13 protein-coding genes and 1 rRNA gene are annotated in these 15,328 nt (G+C 74.0%); 11 read left to right on the top strand and 3 right to left on the bottom strand.

Annotated elements, in window-relative coordinates; translation table 11 throughout:
- Both rrf and AB0J12_RS26720 read left to right on the top strand, forming a co-directional pair.
- Positions 1–91 (top strand): 5S ribosomal RNA (rrf, locus tag AB0J12_RS26725); the annotation flags it as partial.
- A gap of 1,461 nt (positions 92–1,552) precedes the next feature.
- Entirely contained in the window at positions 1,553–2,389 is an 837-nt protein-coding gene (locus AB0J12_RS26720; RefSeq protein ID WP_363266958.1) for a tetratricopeptide repeat protein, read from the top strand.
- 88 nt (positions 2,390–2,477) lie between these two features.
- On the opposite strand, the gene AB0J12_RS26715 is transcribed toward AB0J12_RS26720, so the two are convergent.
- On the bottom strand, positions 2,478–3,770 hold the full coding sequence (locus AB0J12_RS26715; RefSeq protein WP_363266950.1) for a DUF1015 domain-containing protein: 1,293 nt from the start codon (positions 3,768–3,770) through the stop codon (positions 2,478–2,480).
- 75 nt (positions 3,771–3,845) lie between these two features.
- Here AB0J12_RS26715 and AB0J12_RS26710 point away from each other — a divergent pair, with 75 nt between their 5' ends.
- From AB0J12_RS26710 to AB0J12_RS26695, 4 genes are all read left to right on the top strand, one after another.
- A complete protein-coding gene (locus AB0J12_RS26710) occupies positions 3,846–4,874 on the top strand; it encodes an HAD-IIA family hydrolase (protein ID WP_363266949.1) in 1,029 nt (342 codons plus the stop codon).
- Positions 4,875–4,979: 105 nt separating this feature from the next.
- The gene (locus AB0J12_RS26705; RefSeq protein ID WP_363266948.1) at positions 4,980–6,023 is read left to right on the top strand and encodes an iron chelate uptake ABC transporter family permease subunit; all 1,044 of its coding nucleotides are present in this window, start codon (positions 4,980–4,982) and stop codon (positions 6,021–6,023) included.
- An 8-nt stretch (positions 6,024–6,031) separates the two neighbouring features.
- Positions 6,032–7,108: an iron chelate uptake ABC transporter family permease subunit gene (locus tag AB0J12_RS26700; protein WP_363266957.1), complete on the top strand. Its 1,077-nt coding sequence runs from the start codon at positions 6,032–6,034 to the stop codon at positions 7,106–7,108.
- Entirely contained in the window at positions 7,105–7,938 is an 834-nt protein-coding gene (locus AB0J12_RS26695; protein WP_363266947.1) for an ABC transporter ATP-binding protein, read from the top strand. Before AB0J12_RS26700 ends, AB0J12_RS26695 begins: the two co-directional genes overlap by 4 nt.
- On the opposite strand, the gene AB0J12_RS26690 is transcribed toward AB0J12_RS26695, so the two are convergent.
- Complete coding sequence (locus tag AB0J12_RS26690) at positions 7,935–8,282, bottom strand: sterol-binding protein (protein ID WP_363266946.1); 348 nt, start codon at positions 8,280–8,282, stop codon at positions 7,935–7,937. The two genes, AB0J12_RS26695 and AB0J12_RS26690, sit on opposite strands and share 4 nt — an antisense overlap.
- Positions 8,283–8,324: 42 nt before the next feature.
- Between AB0J12_RS26690 and AB0J12_RS26685 the strand changes: the two genes are divergently transcribed.
- From AB0J12_RS26685 to AB0J12_RS26665, 5 genes are all read left to right on the top strand, one after another.
- A complete protein-coding gene (locus AB0J12_RS26685) occupies positions 8,325–8,606 on the top strand; it encodes a hypothetical protein (RefSeq protein ID WP_363266945.1) in 282 nt (93 codons plus the stop codon).
- A 7-nt stretch (positions 8,607–8,613) separates the two neighbouring features.
- Positions 8,614–9,429 carry a TlyA family RNA methyltransferase gene (locus AB0J12_RS26680; protein WP_363266944.1) on the top strand — a complete coding sequence of 272 codons (816 nt, stop codon included), beginning with the start codon at positions 8,614–8,616 and terminating at the stop codon, positions 9,427–9,429.
- A complete protein-coding gene (locus tag AB0J12_RS26675; protein ID WP_103786058.1) occupies positions 9,426–10,331 on the top strand; it encodes an NAD kinase in 906 nt (301 codons plus the stop codon). Before AB0J12_RS26680 ends, AB0J12_RS26675 begins: the two co-directional genes overlap by 4 nt.
- Positions 10,332–10,417: 86 nt before the next feature.
- Positions 10,418–12,160: a DNA repair protein RecN gene (recN, locus tag AB0J12_RS26670; RefSeq protein ID WP_363266943.1), complete on the top strand. Its 1,743-nt coding sequence runs from the start codon at positions 10,418–10,420 to the stop codon at positions 12,158–12,160.
- A gap of 225 nt (positions 12,161–12,385) precedes the next feature.
- Entirely contained in the window at positions 12,386–13,522 is a 1,137-nt protein-coding gene (locus AB0J12_RS26665) for a glycosyltransferase family 4 protein (RefSeq protein ID WP_363266942.1), read from the top strand.
- Between the two features lie 4 nt (positions 13,523–13,526).
- Here the strand turns inward: AB0J12_RS26665 and AB0J12_RS26660 are convergent, their stop codons facing one another.
- Complete coding sequence (locus AB0J12_RS26660; protein WP_363266941.1) at positions 13,527–15,170, bottom strand: PucR family transcriptional regulator; 1,644 nt, start codon at positions 15,168–15,170, stop codon at positions 13,527–13,529.
- Positions 15,171–15,328 lie beyond the last annotated feature (158 nt).

Below are 15,328 nucleotides of genomic sequence, written 5' to 3'. Positions count from 1 at the left end.
GCCCGGTTACATTTCGAACCCGGAAGCTAAGCCTTACAGCGCCGATGGTACTGCAGGGGGGACCCTGTGGGAGAGTAGGACGCCGCCGAACAATCTTTGGGAAGGACCCCTGGTCACCAGCGTTCAGCTGGGACCAGGGGTCCTTTTGTTTTTACAATGCTTGTAGTACCGAAGACAGGAGTCACCGATGTCCACCAACTCTCCCGACGACCGTCCGGAGCGCGATCAGCGGCGCCGGGAGGGCGGGGAACGCGGCGACCGTGGCGGCTTCCGCGGCGGCAACGACCGTGACCGTGGCGGCTACGGCCGCCGTGACGGTGGCGACCGCGGCGGCTTCCGCCGTGATGACCGGGGCGACCGTGGTGACCGCGGTGGGGCCCGGCGTGACGACAACCGTGGTGGTTTCGGCCGGCGCGACGACCGGGACCGGGGACCGCGGCGTGATGACCGTGGTGGTGACCGTCCCGGGTTCCGTCGTGACGACCGCGGGGACCGTGGCGGTGACCGTCCGGGCTTCCGTCGTGACGACCGTGGTGGTGACCGTGACGACCGTGGTGGTGACCGTCCCGGGTTCCGTCGTGACGATCGCGGGGACCGCGGTGGTGACCGTCCGGGCTTCCGCCGTGACGACCGCGGCGACCGCGGTGGTGACCGTCCCGGGTTCCGTCGTGACGATCGCGGGGACCGTGGCGGTGACCGTCCGGGCTTCCGTCGTGACGACCGTGGTGGTGACCGTCCCGGGTTCCGTCGTGACGACCGTGGTGGTGACCGTCCCGGGTTCCGTCGTGACGACCGCGGGGACCGTGGCGGTGACCGTCCGGGCTTCCGCCGTGACGATCGCGGGGACCGCGGTGGTGACCGTCCGGGCTTCCGCCGTGACGATCGCGGGGACCGCGGTGGTGACCGTCCCGCGTTCCGCCGTGACGATCGCGGGGACCGCGGTGGTGACCGTCCCGGCTTCCGCCGTGACGACAACCGCGGTGGTTTCGGCCGGCGGGACGACCGGGGCGACCGCGGTGGTTTCCGCCGTGACGACAGGCGCGATGACCGCCGTGACGATCGGCGCGACGACCGTCGGGACGACCGCGACCGTGGAGGCTACGCGCCCCGGGACGACCGCGGCGACCGTGGCGGCTTCCGTCGGGACGACCGCGACCGTGGAGGCTACGCGCCCCGGGACGACCGCGGCGACCGTGGCGGCTTCCGTCGGGACGACCGCGGTGACCGCGGTGGTTTCCGCCGTGACGACCGCCGTGATGACCGTCGTGACGACCGCGGTGGTGACCGTCGCTTCGGCGAGCGTCGGGACGACCGTGCCGGCGAGCGCCGCTTCGGTGACCGCGGCGGTGAGCGCACCGGCGAGCGTCGCTTCGGCGACCGTGGTGGAGACCGTGGTGGCTTCCGTGGCCGGGACGACCGTGGCGATCGCGGGCCCCGTCGGGACGACCGCGGTGGCCGGCCGGGCGGTTTCCGTGGCCGGGACGACCGTCGGGATGACCGGCGCGGCGGCGGAAGCTTCCGTGACGACCGCGACCGCGAGCCGATCAAGCGGCTGCCGATCCCGCCGGACGTCACCGGCGAGGAGATCGACAAGGACGTACGCCAGGAGCTGCAGAGCCTGCCGAAGACGCTCGCGGACGACGTCGCCAAGAACCTGGTGATGGTCGCGCGGCTCATCGACGAGGACCCCGAAGGCGCCTACGGCTACTCCAAGGTGGCCCTGCGGCTCGCGTCGCGGGTCGCCGCCGTGCGGGAGGCCGCCGGTTTCGCGGCGTACGCCAGCCAGAAGTACAGCGAGGCGCTCGCCGAGTTCCGCGCGGCCCGGCGTATGACCGGCAACACCGACCTGTGGCCCGTGATGGCCGACTGCGAGCGTGGGCTCGGGCGGCCCGAGAAGGCGCTGGACATGGCCGGTGCCCCCGAGGTGCACAAGCTGGACAAGGCCGGCCAGGTCGAGATGCGGCTCGTCGCGGCGGGTGCCCGGCGGGACTTGGGGCAGCTCGACGCGGCCATCGTGACGCTGCAGAGCCCCGAACTGGCCTCCAACTCGGTCCAGCCGTGGACCGCGCGCCTGCGCTATGCGTATGCCGACGCGCTGCTGGCGGCCGGCCGCAAGGACGAGGCACGCGAGTGGTTCGCCAAGGCCGTCGAGGCGGACCGGGACGGCAGCACCGACGCGTCGGACCGGCTCGCCGAGCTGGACGGTGTGGAGTTCGTCGACGCCCTGGACGAGGACGCGGCCGACCCGGAGATCGCGGAGATCCCGGAGGCATCGGAGGTCGCGAAGACCTCCGAGGAGAAGGACGCCGCCGCCGACGCTGCCGCCGATGAGGACGCCGAGGCCGTCGACAGCGACAAGGACAGCGACAAGGACAGCGACAACGACTGACGGCCGTGACGGCAGAGGGCGGGCTCCCCGGGTTCACCGGGGGCCCGCCCTTTCGTCGTTGTGCCGTCGCGCCGGAAGACCGAGGGGTTCAGAGGTCGAGGGCGCGCAGGACCAGGCCGGAGGCCGGTTTCGGACCGAAGGACGTCGACTTGCGGGGCATGGTGACGCCGTGGCGGGCGAGGTCGCGGACGACTTCCTCGCGCACCGGGTGCAGGAGCACCGCCGTGGAGCCGTCGCGTTCCGCCTTGGTGATGGTGGCGGCCGTGTCGTGGATGTAGGCGATGTGGGCCGGGGAGTCCTCGGGGATGTGCCAGACGTGTTCCAGCAGCGTGGCGTGCAGGACCGTCGCGTCCAGGGTGCGCCAGGCCGCTGGGCGGTCGGCGGGGATCGTGCGGGCCAGCAGCGCCGGGTCGGGCCGGTCGAGGAGGTGGAAGGCGCCGTCGCCGGCCAGCAGGAAGGCGTTGCCGGCACAGGCCGCGTCGGCGAGGGCCTCCATGGCCTCCGGCAGCGCCACGTCCAGCCGCTGCACGCGGAAGTGGCCCTCGACGGCGGCGACCGCGTCCGCGACCGGCAGGCCGTGCAGGAGCCGGTGGATGGCGCGGACGCGCAACGGGTAGCGGACGGTGTCGACGAGCAGGACCAGGCCGTAGTCCCAGGGGCCGGGGGAGGGGTGTTCCTCGCGCAGCCTGCGGTAGGTGGCCCAGCGGTGGTGGCCGTCGGCGATCAAGGCCTGGTGGTGGGTCAGGTCGGCCTGGATCGCGGCCAGTTCGGCCGGGTCGGTGACGGCCCACAGGCGGTGGGTGAAGCCGTCCTCGGTGGTCGTCGACAGCAGCGGGGGCTGCTCCGCGGCGCGCTCGACGGCCCGGGTGGTGGGGGCCGTGGGGCCGTTGCCGCGGTAGGTCAGCAGCAGCGGTTCGAGGTTCGCGGAGGTCGCGCGCATCAGGGCGGCGCGGTCGGCGACCACGTGCGGCATGACGTCCTCGTGCGGCAGGACCAGGCCGTCGTCCGGGTCGGTCACGCGCAGGGCGCCGATCAGGCCGCGCTGGAGCATGCCGTCGCCGTCGCGCTGTTCGTAGACGTAGAGACCGGGTTCCGGGTCCGCGGTGAGGACGCCCTCGTCGAGCCAGCGGCGCAGGGTGTCGGCGGCCTGCTCGTTGCGGGCGCTCGGGGTGCCGGCCTCGGGCAGGATGAGGCGGACGATGTTGTACGGGTCCGACGACTGGAGGTGGTGCAGGCCGTCGGGGCGGACCACGACGTCGTACGGCGGTGAGGTGACGGCGGCCAGGCTGCCGACCCGGTCCGGGTCGTAGCGCAGACCTCGGAACGGGGTGAGTTCGAGGCCCCGGCGCGCCGTCGCTTCCGAGTGACCTGCTGTGTCCATCCCGGCATCGTACGTGTGTCAGTGGCATGCGCGATGATCGGGGGAAAGAGCATGCGACCCGAGGAGCGATGTGCAATGAGCCGGAGCGTCAGGACGAGGCCCGAGGGCAGTGGCCAGGCCCTGAGCGAGGCGTACGACACGGCGCTGCTCGACCTGGACGGGGTGGTGTATGCGGGCGGGAACGCGATCGCGCACGCCGTGGAGTCGCTGGAGAGGGCGCGGGCGGGCGGGATGCATCTCGCGTACGTCACGAACAACGCGCTGCGCACGCCGGACGTGGTCGCGGAGCATCTGACCGAGTTGGGCATACCGACGGGCGCGGAGGACGTCATCACGTCCGCGCAGGCGGTGGCCCGGCTGATCAGTGAGCAGGTGCCGGCGGGTTCGCGGGTGCTGGTGATCGGTGGTGAGGGGCTGCGGGTGGCGCTGCGCGAGCGCGGTCTGGTGCCCGTGGAGTCGGCGGACGACGACCCGGTGGCGGTGGTGCAGGGGTACGGCGGGCCGGACCTGTCGTGGGGGCGGTTCGCGGAGGCGTCCTACGCGGTCGCGCGCGGGGTGCCGTGGTTCGCGTCCAATACCGATCTGACGATTCCCAGCGGGCGGGGTATCGCGCCGGGCAACGGCGCCGCCGTGGAGGTGGTGCGGATCGCGACCGGCGCCGAGCCGCAGGTCGCGGGCAAGCCGCTGCCGCCGATGCACCGGGAGACCATCCTGCGCACGGGTGCGAAGCGGCCGCTGGTGGTGGGCGACCGGCTGGACACGGACATCGAGGGGGCGTTCAACGGCGGGGTCGACTCGCTGCTCGTGCTGACCGGGGTCACCGACGGCGCGCAGTTGCTCGCCGCGCCGCCGCAGCACCGGCCGACGTATGTCGACGCGGATCTGCGCGGGATGCTCACCGGGCAGCCGGAGATCACCGAGGAGGGTGACGGTTTCCGGTGCGGCGGGTGGACGGCGCGTGCCGCGGAGGAGCAGCTGGGGCTGAGCGGGGACGGTGAGGCGCTGGAGGGTCTGCGGGCGCTGTGCGCGGCGGCCTGGACGGCGGCCGGGGACGGTGTGTGCGAGCTGGACGGGGGGAAGTCGCTGGCCCGGCTGGGGCTGTGAGCCGGGGTCCGGTGTCCGGTCTGCGCAGAAGGCTCTGACCGGGAGCGGACCAGTCACTACGACCGGGGATCGTGGAGCGGAGCGAGGGTAGGCTAACCTAACCTCGTGTTGGTCGACAGTCCTCCCGAACAGTGCGCGGCGACCGCTCCCGCGCCCCCGAGCCGCCGGGCGCTCCGTGCCGTCGGGCTGCTGGTCGCCGTGGCGCTTCTGGCGCTCCTCGTCGTGGCGAGCATCGCCGTCGGGGCCAAACAGCTGTCCGTGGGGCAGGTCTGGCACGGCTTGTTCCACGACACCGGGACGTACGGCGACGTCGTCGTCGACGACCGGCTCGCGCGGACCGTGCTCGGGCTGCTCGCCGGAGCGGCGCTCGGGCTGTCGGGGGCCGTGCTCCAGGCGCTCACCCGCAACCCGCTCGCCGATCCGGGGCTGCTCGGCATCAACGCGGGCGCGTCCGCCGCGGTCGTCACGGCCATCACCTATCTCGGCGTCACCAGCCTGACCGGCTACGTGTGGTTCGCCTTCCTCGGGGCCGCCGTCGTGGGCGCGCTGGTGTGGTTCCTCGGCGGCAGCCGGGGCGCCACCCCGGTCCGGCTCGCGCTCGCGGGCACCGCGATCACCGCCGCGCTGTACGGGTTCGTACAGGCCGTGATGATCACGGACGACGCGGCGCTCGGCAAGATGCGCTTCTGGACCGTCGGCTCGCTCAACTCCGCCACCGACGGGACCATCAAGCAGGTGCTGCCGTTCTTCGCGGCCGGCACCCTGCTGGCGCTCGTCCTCGCCCGCCCGCTGAACGCGATGGCCATGGGCGACGACACCGCAAAGGCGCTCGGCGCCCACCTCGACCGGACCCGGGCGCTGGCCATGCTCGCCGCCACCGTGCTGTGCGGGGCGGCCACCGCCGCCTGCGGGCCGATCCTGTTCGTCGGGCTGATGGTGCCGCACGTCGTGCGCTCCTTCACCGGTCCCGACCTGCGCTGGATCCTCCCGTACGCCACCATCCTGTCGCCCGTGCTGCTGCTGGGCGCCGACGTGCTCGGCCGGATCGCCGTGCGGCCCTCGGAGCTCCAGGTCGGTGTCGTCACCGCCCTCCTGGGCGGTCCGGTCTTCATCTTCCTGGTCCGACGGCGGAGGACGGCGCAGCTGTGAGCACGGCGGTGAAGAAGGCGAGCACCACCGGGCGCACGAGGCGCAGCGACAGCCCGCCGCGTGCGCTGCGCACCCCCGGCGGGCTGTCGCTGCGCCTCGACGTACGCGCGCTGGTCGTCGTCGCCCTGCTGCTGGTGGCCGCGCTCGCCGCGAGCGTCGTACTCATCGGCACCGGTGACTTCCCGATCTCCGCCGGGGACGTGATCAGGACGCTGCTCGGCTACGGCAATCCGGGCCAGGAGTTCATCATCCGGGAGCTGCGGCTGCCGCGGGTGCTGGTCGGCCTGCTGGTCGGGGCCGCGCTGGGACTGGGCGGTGCGCTGTTCCAGGCGGTCTCCCGCAACCCGCTGGGCAGTCCGGACGTCCTGGGCCTCGGGCAGGGCTCGACGGCCGGGGCGCTCGTGGTGATCGTCCTGGTCGGCGGCAACACCGCGCAGGTCACCCTCGGCGCGCTGGCCGGCGGCCTGCTGACCGGCCTCGCCATCTATCTGCTGGCCTGGAAGCAGGGCGTGCACGGCTACCGGCTGGTCCTGGTCGGCATCGGCGTCTCCGCCGTCGCCACGGCCGTCAACGGCTACCTCATCACCAAGGCCGACCTGGTCGACGCGGCCCGCGCCGTCGTCTGGATGACCGGCTCGCTCAACGGCCGCGGCTGGGAGCAGGTGTGGCCGCTGCTCGCGCTGTGCGCGGTGCTGGTGCCGCTGGTCCTCGCCCACGCCCGGGGCCTGAGGATGATGGAGATGGGCGACGACATGGCCGGCGCCCTCGGGGTGCGCGTCGAGCGCGTACGGATGCTGCTGCTGGTGGCCGCCGTCCTGCTCACCGCGACCGCCACGGCCGCCGCCGGACCCGTCGGCTTCGTCGCCCTCACCGCCCCGCAGCTCGCCCGTCGCCTGACCCGCTCGCCGGGGCCGAATCTCCTCCCGTCGCTGTGCATGGGCGCCGCCCTCCTGGTCGCCGCCGACTTCGCCTCGCAGCGGCTGTTCGGCGCCGACCAGCTGCCCGTCGGCGTGGTCACCGGCGTGCTCGGCGGCGTCTACCTGCTGTGGCTGCTGGTCACCGAGCGCCGGGCGGGCCGGATATGAGCGGCACGCATCAGAACACCGATAGGAGCCCCGTGAACCGCCTGTCCGCGGAAAACGTCACCCTTGCCTACGATCAGCGCGTCATCGCCGAGCAGCTGTCGGTTCAGATCCCCGACCACTCCTTCACGGTCATCGTCGGACCGAACGCGTGCGGCAAGTCGACGCTGCTGCGGGCGCTGTCGCGGATGCTCAAGCCGAGCCGGGGCCGGGTGCTGCTGGACGGGCAGGTCATCCAGTCGATGCCGGCGAAGAAGGTGGCCCGCACCCTCGGCCTGCTGCCGCAGTCGTCGCTCGCGCCCGACGGCATCACGGTCGCCGACCTCGTCGGCCGCGGCCGCTACCCGCACCAGGGCCTGCTGCGCCAGTGGTCCGGCGAGGACGAGCGCGTCGTACAGGAGTCCATGGCGCAGACGGGGGTCGCCGAACTCGCCGACCGGTACGTCGACGAGCTGTCCGGCGGTCAGCGGCAGCGGGTGTGGATCGCGATGGCGCTCGCCCAGCAGACCCCGCTGCTGCTGCTCGACGAGCCGACGACCTACCTCGACATCCAGCACCAGATCGACGTGCTCGACCTGTGCGCCGAGCTGCACGAGACACAGGGCCGCACCCTCGTCGCGGTGCTGCACGACCTCAACCACGCGGCCCGGTACGCCACGCACCTGATCGCCCTCAAGGGCGGCCGGGTGGTCGCCGAGGGCGCGCCGAAGGAGATCGTCACGGCCGAACTGGTCGAGGAGGTCTTCGGTCTGCGCTGCCAGGTCATCGACGACCCGGAGACGGGCACGCCGCTGGTGGTACCGGCCGCGCGGAGAGCACGCGTACGGGCCTAGAGCAGCTTCCTGAGCCGGAACAGGTCCACCAGGCTCGCCTCCAGCCTCACCCGGCCCGAGCCCCAGGCGCGCGCGAAGCTCAGCTCGCCGTCCACCAGGGCCACCAGGTCGTCGCCGGCCATCGCCAGCCGGATCTCGGCCCGCTCCGGGGGCGGCCCTTCAAGGGTGTCGTCCACCCGGATCCGGCCGCCGGTCAGCCGCCCGACGAAGGTGACGTCCAGGTCCCTGATGTGGCAGCTCACCGAACGGTCCATGGCCGCGGCCTCGCGGACGTCGCCCTCGGCGCGCTGCATGTTGTCCGAAAGCTGGTCGAGCGCGCTGCGGCACTCCTCGATCGTGGCCATCGCGCTCGACGGTACCGCAGGGCTTCGAGGTAGCGTCTGGGCATGCACGACACCGTCCCCGACGCCGAGGCGCACGAGGGGGGCCCGGACGAGCAGGCCTACGACCCCGCCGCCCCGGCCCCGCTGACCGTGCCCCGCACCCCCACCGGCAACGCCGACGTCGACGCCGCCCTGGACCGGCTCGCCGATGCCGACCACCTCGCCACGGACGGACACCTCGAGGTGTACGAGGATGTACATCGGGGGCTGCGCGACGCGCTCACCGCGCTCGACGCCCGCCCGGGACCTCCGGCGCCCCCGACGCCGTATGGAAACAGGAGCTGAACGCACCGTGGCAGGAGTCGCACGTCGCCGTCTGGACGCGGAGCTGGTCCGCCGCAAGCTCGCGCGCTCGCGTGAGCACGCCAGCCAGCTGATCGCCGCGGGGCGGGTCACCGTCGGCAAGACCGTCGCGACCAAACCCGCCACGCAGGTGGAGACCGCGGCGGCGATCGTCGTCAGGGCCGACGGCAGCGATCCCGACTACGTCTCCCGCGGCGGGCACAAGCTCGCCGGGGCGCTGGCGGCCTTCGTGCCGCAGGGGCTGGCCGTGGAGGGCCGGCGGGCGCTGGACGCCGGCGCGTCCACGGGCGGCTTCACGGACGTACTGCTGCGGGCCGGTGCCGCGCACGTGGTCGCGGTGGACGTCGGGTACGGGCAGCTCGCCTGGACGCTGCAGAGCGATGAACGCGTCACCGTCAAGGACCGTACGAACGTACGCGAGTTGACGCTGGAGGCGATCGACGGCAAGCCCGTGGATCTGGTCGTGGGGGACCTGTCGTTCATCCCGCTGGGTCTGGTGCTGCCCGCGCTGGCGCGGTGCGTGACGCCGGACGCCGATCTGGTGATGATGGTCAAGCCGCAGTTCGAGGTGGGGAAGGAGCGACTGGGCAGCGGGGGTGTCGTACGGAGTCCGCAGCTGCGGGCGGAGGCCGTGCGGGGCGTCGCCGGGAAGGCGTGGGAGCTGGGGCTCGGGGTGAAGGGTGTCACCGCGTCTCCGCTGCCCGGGCCGTCCGGCAACGTCGAGTACTTTCTGTGGCTGCGTGCCGGGGCGCCCGCCCTGGACCCGGCCGAAGTTGACCGTGCAGTGGCGGAGGGGCCGCGTTGACGCAGAACCGAGCTCGTACTGTTTTCCTGCTCGCCCACACCGGACGGCCGGCGGCCGTGCGCAGTGCCGAGCTCGTGGTCAAGGGCCTGCTGCGGTCCGGTATCGGGGTGCGGGTGCTTCAGGCGGAGGCGGTCGACCTGCCGCTGCCGGACGAGGTGCAGCTGGTCAAGGAGGCGACCCCGCAGTGCCTCGACGGGTGCGAGCTGCTCATCGTCCTCGGCGGTGACGGCACGCTGCTGCGCGGCGCGGAGTTCGCGCGGGCGTCCGGGGTGCCGATGCTCGGCGTCAACCTGGGGCGCGTCGGGTTCCTCGCCGAGGCCGAGCGGGACGACCTGGAGAAGGTCGTCGACCGGGTGGTGGCGCGGTCGTACGAGGTCGAGGAGCGGATGACCGTCGACGTCGTCGTGCACCGCAACGGCGACATCGTGCACACCGACTGGGCGCTGAACGAGGCGGCCGTGCAGAAGGTGTCCGCGGAGCGGATGCTCGAGGTCGTGCTGGAGATCGACGGCCGGCCGGTGACCGGGTTCGGCTGCGACGGAATCGTGTGCGCGACGCCGACCGGGTCGACGGCGTACGCGTTCTCGGCGGGCGGGCCGGTGGTGTGGCCGGAGGTCGAGGCGCTGCTGATGGTGCCGATCTCGGCGCACGCGCTGTTCGCGAAGCCGCTCGTGACGGCGCCCGACTCGGTGCTGGCCGTCGAGGTGCTGCCGCACGTCCCTCCGGGGGTGCTGTGGTGCGACGGGCGGCGGACGGTGGAGCTGCCGCCGGGCGCGCGGGTGGAGGTGCGGCGGGGGGCCGTGCCGGTGCGGCTGGCGCGGCTGCACCACGCCAACTTCACGGACCGCCTCGTCGCGAAGTTCGCGTTGCCGGTTTCGGGATGGCGCGGGGCGCCGCACTAGGCCGACGCCGCCTTGGCCGAACGACGGCGCCTCGCTCGCGTGGGTGACAAAGGCGGGGCGGTCGCAATCGCCCTGCGGGACCTCGTATGGTCTTGTGCGTGCTGGAAGAGATGCGGATACGGTCGCTCGGTGTCATCGACGACGCCGTTGTCGAGCTGTCGCCCGGGTTCACCGCCGTCACCGGCGAGACCGGTGCGGGCAAGACCATGGTGGTCACCAGCCTCGGGCTGCTGCTGGGCGGCCGCGCCGACGCGGCGCTCGTGCGGCTCGGGGCCGACAAGGCGGTGGTCGAGGGCCGGATCACCGTACCCGCGGACGCCACCGCCGTCGTACGGGCCGAGGAGGCCGGGGCCGAGCTGGACGACGGGGCGCTGCTGATCAGCCGCACCGTGTCCGCCGAGGGCCGGTCGCGGGCGCACGTGGGCGGGCGGTCGGTGCCCGTGGGGCTGCTCGCGGAGCTGGCCGACGACCTGGTGGCCGTGCACGGGCAGACCGACCAGCAGGGGCTGCTGAAGCTGTCCCGGCAGCGTGAGGCGCTGGACCGGTACGCCGGGGACGCGGTCGCCGTGCCGCTGGCCAAGTACCGCGAGGCGTACAAGCGCCTGCGGGCCGTGGCCGCGGAGCTGGAGGAGATCACGACACGCGCGCGTGAGCGGGCCCAGGAGGCCGACCTGCTGCGCTTCGGTCTCGACGAGATCGCCGCGGTCGAGCCGCGCGCCGGTGAGGACACCGAGCTGGCCGAGGAGGCCGAGCGGCTCGGGCACGCGGAGGCGCTGTCGTCGGCCGCGACGGTCGCGCACGCCGCGCTCGCGGGCAATCCCGAGGACCCCGAGGGCATCGACGCGACCACGCTGGTCGCGGGCGCCCAGCGGGCCCTGGAGGCCGTCCGGTCGCACGATCCGGCGCTGGCCGCGCTCGCCGACCGGATCGGCGAGATCGGCATCCTGCTCGGGGACGTGGCCGGGGAGCTGGCGGGCTACGCCGACGACCTGGACGCCGATCCGCTGCGGCTGGCGGCGGTGGAGGAGCGCCGGGCGGCGCTCACCCAGCTGACGCGGAAGTACGGCGAGGACGTGAACGCCGTGCTGGCGTGGGCCGAGCGCAGCGCGCAGCGGCTGACCGAACTCGACGGCGACGACGAGCGGATCGAGGAGCTGACCGCCGAACGCGACGGGCTGCGCGCCGAACTCGGCGGGCTCGCGCAGGCGCTGACCGAGGCGCGCACCGAGGCCGCCGAGCGGTTCGCGGCGGCCGTGACCGCGGAGCTGGCGTCGCTGGCCATGCCGCACGCGCGCGTGTCGTTCGACATCCGGCAGACGGACGACCCGGAGGGCGTCGAGGTGCACGGGCGCACGGTCGGCTACGGCCCGTCCGGTGTGGACGAGGTCGAGCTGCTGCTCGCCCCGCACCCGGGTGCGCCGCCGCGGCCGATCGCCAAGGGTGCCTCCGGCGGTGAGCTGTCCCGCGTCATGCTGGCCGTGGAGGTCGTGTTCGCGGGCACGGACCCGGTGCCGACGTATCTCTTCGACGAGGTCGACGCCGGCGTCGGCGGCAAGGCCGCGGTGGAGATCGGGCGGCGCCTGGCGCGGCTGGCGAAGTCCGCGCAGGTCGTCGTCGTCACGCACCTGCCGCAGGTGGCCGCGTTCGCCGACCGGCAGCTGCTGGTGGAGAAGACCAATGACGGCTCGGTGACCCGCTCGGGCGTGAAGGTCCTGGAGGGCGAGGACCGCATCCGCGAACTGTCCCGGATGCTGGCCGGCCAGGAGGACTCCGAGACGGCCCGCGCCCACGCGGAGGAACTCCTGGCGACGGCCCGCGCGGACGTGTAGCGCCAGGTCTGGCCGAGGGGCAGAGGGGCGCGGTCCGCTCACTCGTGTGAGTGACGCCGGGAGGCGCACGAGGTCGGCGTGCGCCCCCGGGGTTCCCGGAACGCCCGTACGTGCTGGCATTCTTGGCGTCAGTGGCGGAGGAAACGGTGTGGTCCACCCCCTTCGCACGATCCTTCTGTACGTTCTCTTCGTGACCGTCCCACGCCGACCCAGGAGCCCGGCCACGTGACCCCCGCGAGCAGCCCGTCACCGCGCGGCCGGCCGTTGCTGCGCACCGTGCAGGTACTCGGCGGCGGCAACGCCTGCAGCAGCGCCCATGTGCGCTCGCTGGCCGCCGGGCTCGTCGCACGGGGCGTGAAGGTCACCGTGTGCGCCCCCTACGAGGTCGATCACGCCTACGACTTCACCGGCGCCGGCGCCGATCACGTGGCCGTGCCGCGCAGCAGCGACCCGGTGTCCGTCGCCGCGCTGCGGGCGGCCTGCGCCAACGCCGACCTGGTGCACGCGCACGGGCTGCATGCCTCCTTCCGGGCCGTGCTCGCGCTCAGCGGGCGCCGCACCCCGCTCGTCGTCACCTGGCACGACCGGGCGTACGCCGAGGGGCCGCGCGCCCAGCTGCTGCGGCTGCTGGAGCGGCGGGTGGCGAGGACCGCCTCCGTGGTGCTCGGGACCAGCTCCGTCCTGGTGGACGTCGCCCGCCGCACCGGCGCCCGGGACGCCCGGCTCGCCGCGGTCTCCGTACCCGGATCGCGCCCGGCCGCACCGGACGAGGAGGCCGAACGGCGGCGGCCCAAGGTGCGGGCCGAGCTCGGCGCCACCGGGCGCCCGTTGCTGCTGGCGGTGGGCTCCCTGGACCGGCACCGCGGATACGACCGCCTGCTGGACGCCTCGCGCGCGTGGCGCTCCCTGGACCCGGCGCCGCTGGTCGCGATCGCCGGGGAGGGCCCGCTGCGGCCGGAATTGCAGCAGCGTATCGAGGACGAAGGGCTGCCGGTCCGGCTGCTCGGGCGCCGCGACGACGTCGGCGAGCTGCTCGCCGCCGCGGATCTCGCGCTGCTGCCCAGTCGCTGGGAGTCGCGGTCGGTGCTCGCCCAGGAGGCGCTCCACGCGCGCGTACCGCTGGTCGCGACCGACGTCGGCGGCATCCGCGAACTCGTCGGCGACGCCGCCGAGCTGGTGCCGTACGGCGACGCCGCCGCACTCGCCGCCCGTGTGGTCGCCCTGCTCGGCGACCCCGGCCGCTGCGAGAGGCTGCGGCACAAGGGCGCACGCCAGGCGGCCACCTGGCCCTCGGAGGACGAGACGGTCGCTCAAGTGCTGAGCGTCTACGACGAGTTGACCCAGCCCTCGCCGTGGCTGTAGGAGCCTACGGCGCGTGCCGGCGGGCGCGCAGCGCCAGGCTCAGGGCCAGGACCGTCTGGGGGTCGTCGAGGTCCGTGCCGAGGAGTTCGCCGATCCGGGCGAGGCGGTTGTAGAGCGTCTGGCGGTTCAGGTGCAGTTCGCGGGCCGTCTCCGCCTTGCGGCCGGCGTGCGCCAGGTACGTCTCGAGGGTGGGCAGCAGCGGGGGGCGCGAGCTGCGGTCGTGCTCGCGCAGGGGCCCGATCGCGCGGTCCACGAAGGCCGCGAGGTCCGGATGGTCGCGCAGCCGCCACAGCAGCAGGTCGATGTCCAGGCGGCGGGCGTCGTACCAGGGGCGGTCCGTGAGGCCCTGCGCCGCCGTCGCCGTCTCCGCCGCGTGCCGCAGGCCCGCCGAGGCCGCCGCCCAGCCGCCCGCGACCCCGACCACCACGACCGGCGGCTGCGCGCCCGGCCGCTGCATCCCGGCCCGCTCCACGCCCGCCCGCAGCGCCGCCGCGACCCGGTCGGCGACCGCGGCCCGCTCCGACTCCGAGCGCAGGCCCAGCAGGACCAGCACCCGGCCCTCGACCGGGCGTACGCCGATCAGCACCGGCACGCCCACGGCCGCCAGTTCCTCGGAGACGGCACGGGCCAGCACCGCCCAGCCGCCGCCGGGGGAGAGGGCGTCGCCGAGCCGCATCACCACCGGCAGCAGCGGCCCCGAGCCCGGTTTGAAGCCGAGGACGCGGGCCTGCGCCGGGGCGTCCTCGGCGGCGATCCGGCCCTCGGCGAGGTCGGTGAGGAAGTCGCCGCGCCCGCGCGCGGCGAGCTCCTCCTCCTGGCGGGCCTGCATCAGCACCACCGCGAGGATGCCCGCGGCCCGCTCACCGGCGATCCGGTGCACGGGGGCCAGCGGTGAGCGCACCGGCAGCAGCACCAGCCGCGCCCGCACCGAGCCCGTGCCCGGACCGCCGCCGGGAACGTCCACCAGCACCGAACCCGACGGCGGCGGCGCGTCCTTGTGCGGGCCGCGCAGCCCCTCCCACACCTGGAGCGGATCGGTGCCCTCCGGCCCGGCCCCGGCGGCGTACAGCAGCCGGCCGTCGGCCGTCTCCAGGAAGACCGGGTTGTCGCTGAAGTCGGCGAGGATGCCGAGGACCTGGGGCACCCCGCCGCCGCCCAGCAGGGCCTGCGTGCAGCGCCGGTGCACTTCTTCCGCCCGCTGCAGCAGCGCGTAGTGGCCGTTGACGATCTCGGTGTGGATCTCCTCGGTGACCGTCACGAACGGCACCTCGCGGTGCAGCTGGACCAGCGGCAGCCCCGCCGCCCGCGCCGTGTCCACCAGCGGTGCGGGCAGCCGGGCGAAGCGCGGGCCCAGCTCCACCACCAGCGCCGCGATGCCACGCTCGGCCAGGGTCCGCACGAACGCCCGCTGCTCGGCCGGACGGGTGCCGACGCCGTATCCCGTGGTCAGCAGCAGCTCGCCGCCCTTGAGCAGGGAGGCGATGTTCGGCACCTCGCCCGCGTGCACCCAGCGCACGGTGCGCCCCAGCCGGTCGGCGCCCGCGAGCACCTCGGGCAGCCCGCTGCGCAGACCCGGCAGCTCCAGTGCGCGCTGCACGGTGATCCCGGTGCCCTGGGTGTCGAATCGGTGGTCGGTGCGGCTGTCCATGCAGCGGACGCTACCCGCGCCCGCGTTGCGCTGACATCTCCGGGCGGTCACGGAGACGATCACCGGGCCGCCCGGCACGACACTGCGTCGCCCCGGGCGGGCAATCGCGCGACCCCCTGTCTGTTGTGGCGTGCGTCACTTGGCCGCCACACTGTCGC

It is taken from the genome of Streptomyces sp. NPDC049915, from assembly GCF_040656475.1.
GTDB lineage: Bacteria > Actinomycetota > Actinomycetes > Streptomycetales > Streptomycetaceae > Streptomyces.
The sequence above is the reverse complement of the archived record's forward strand: the minus strand, read 5'-3'. Positions and strand labels throughout refer to the sequence as shown.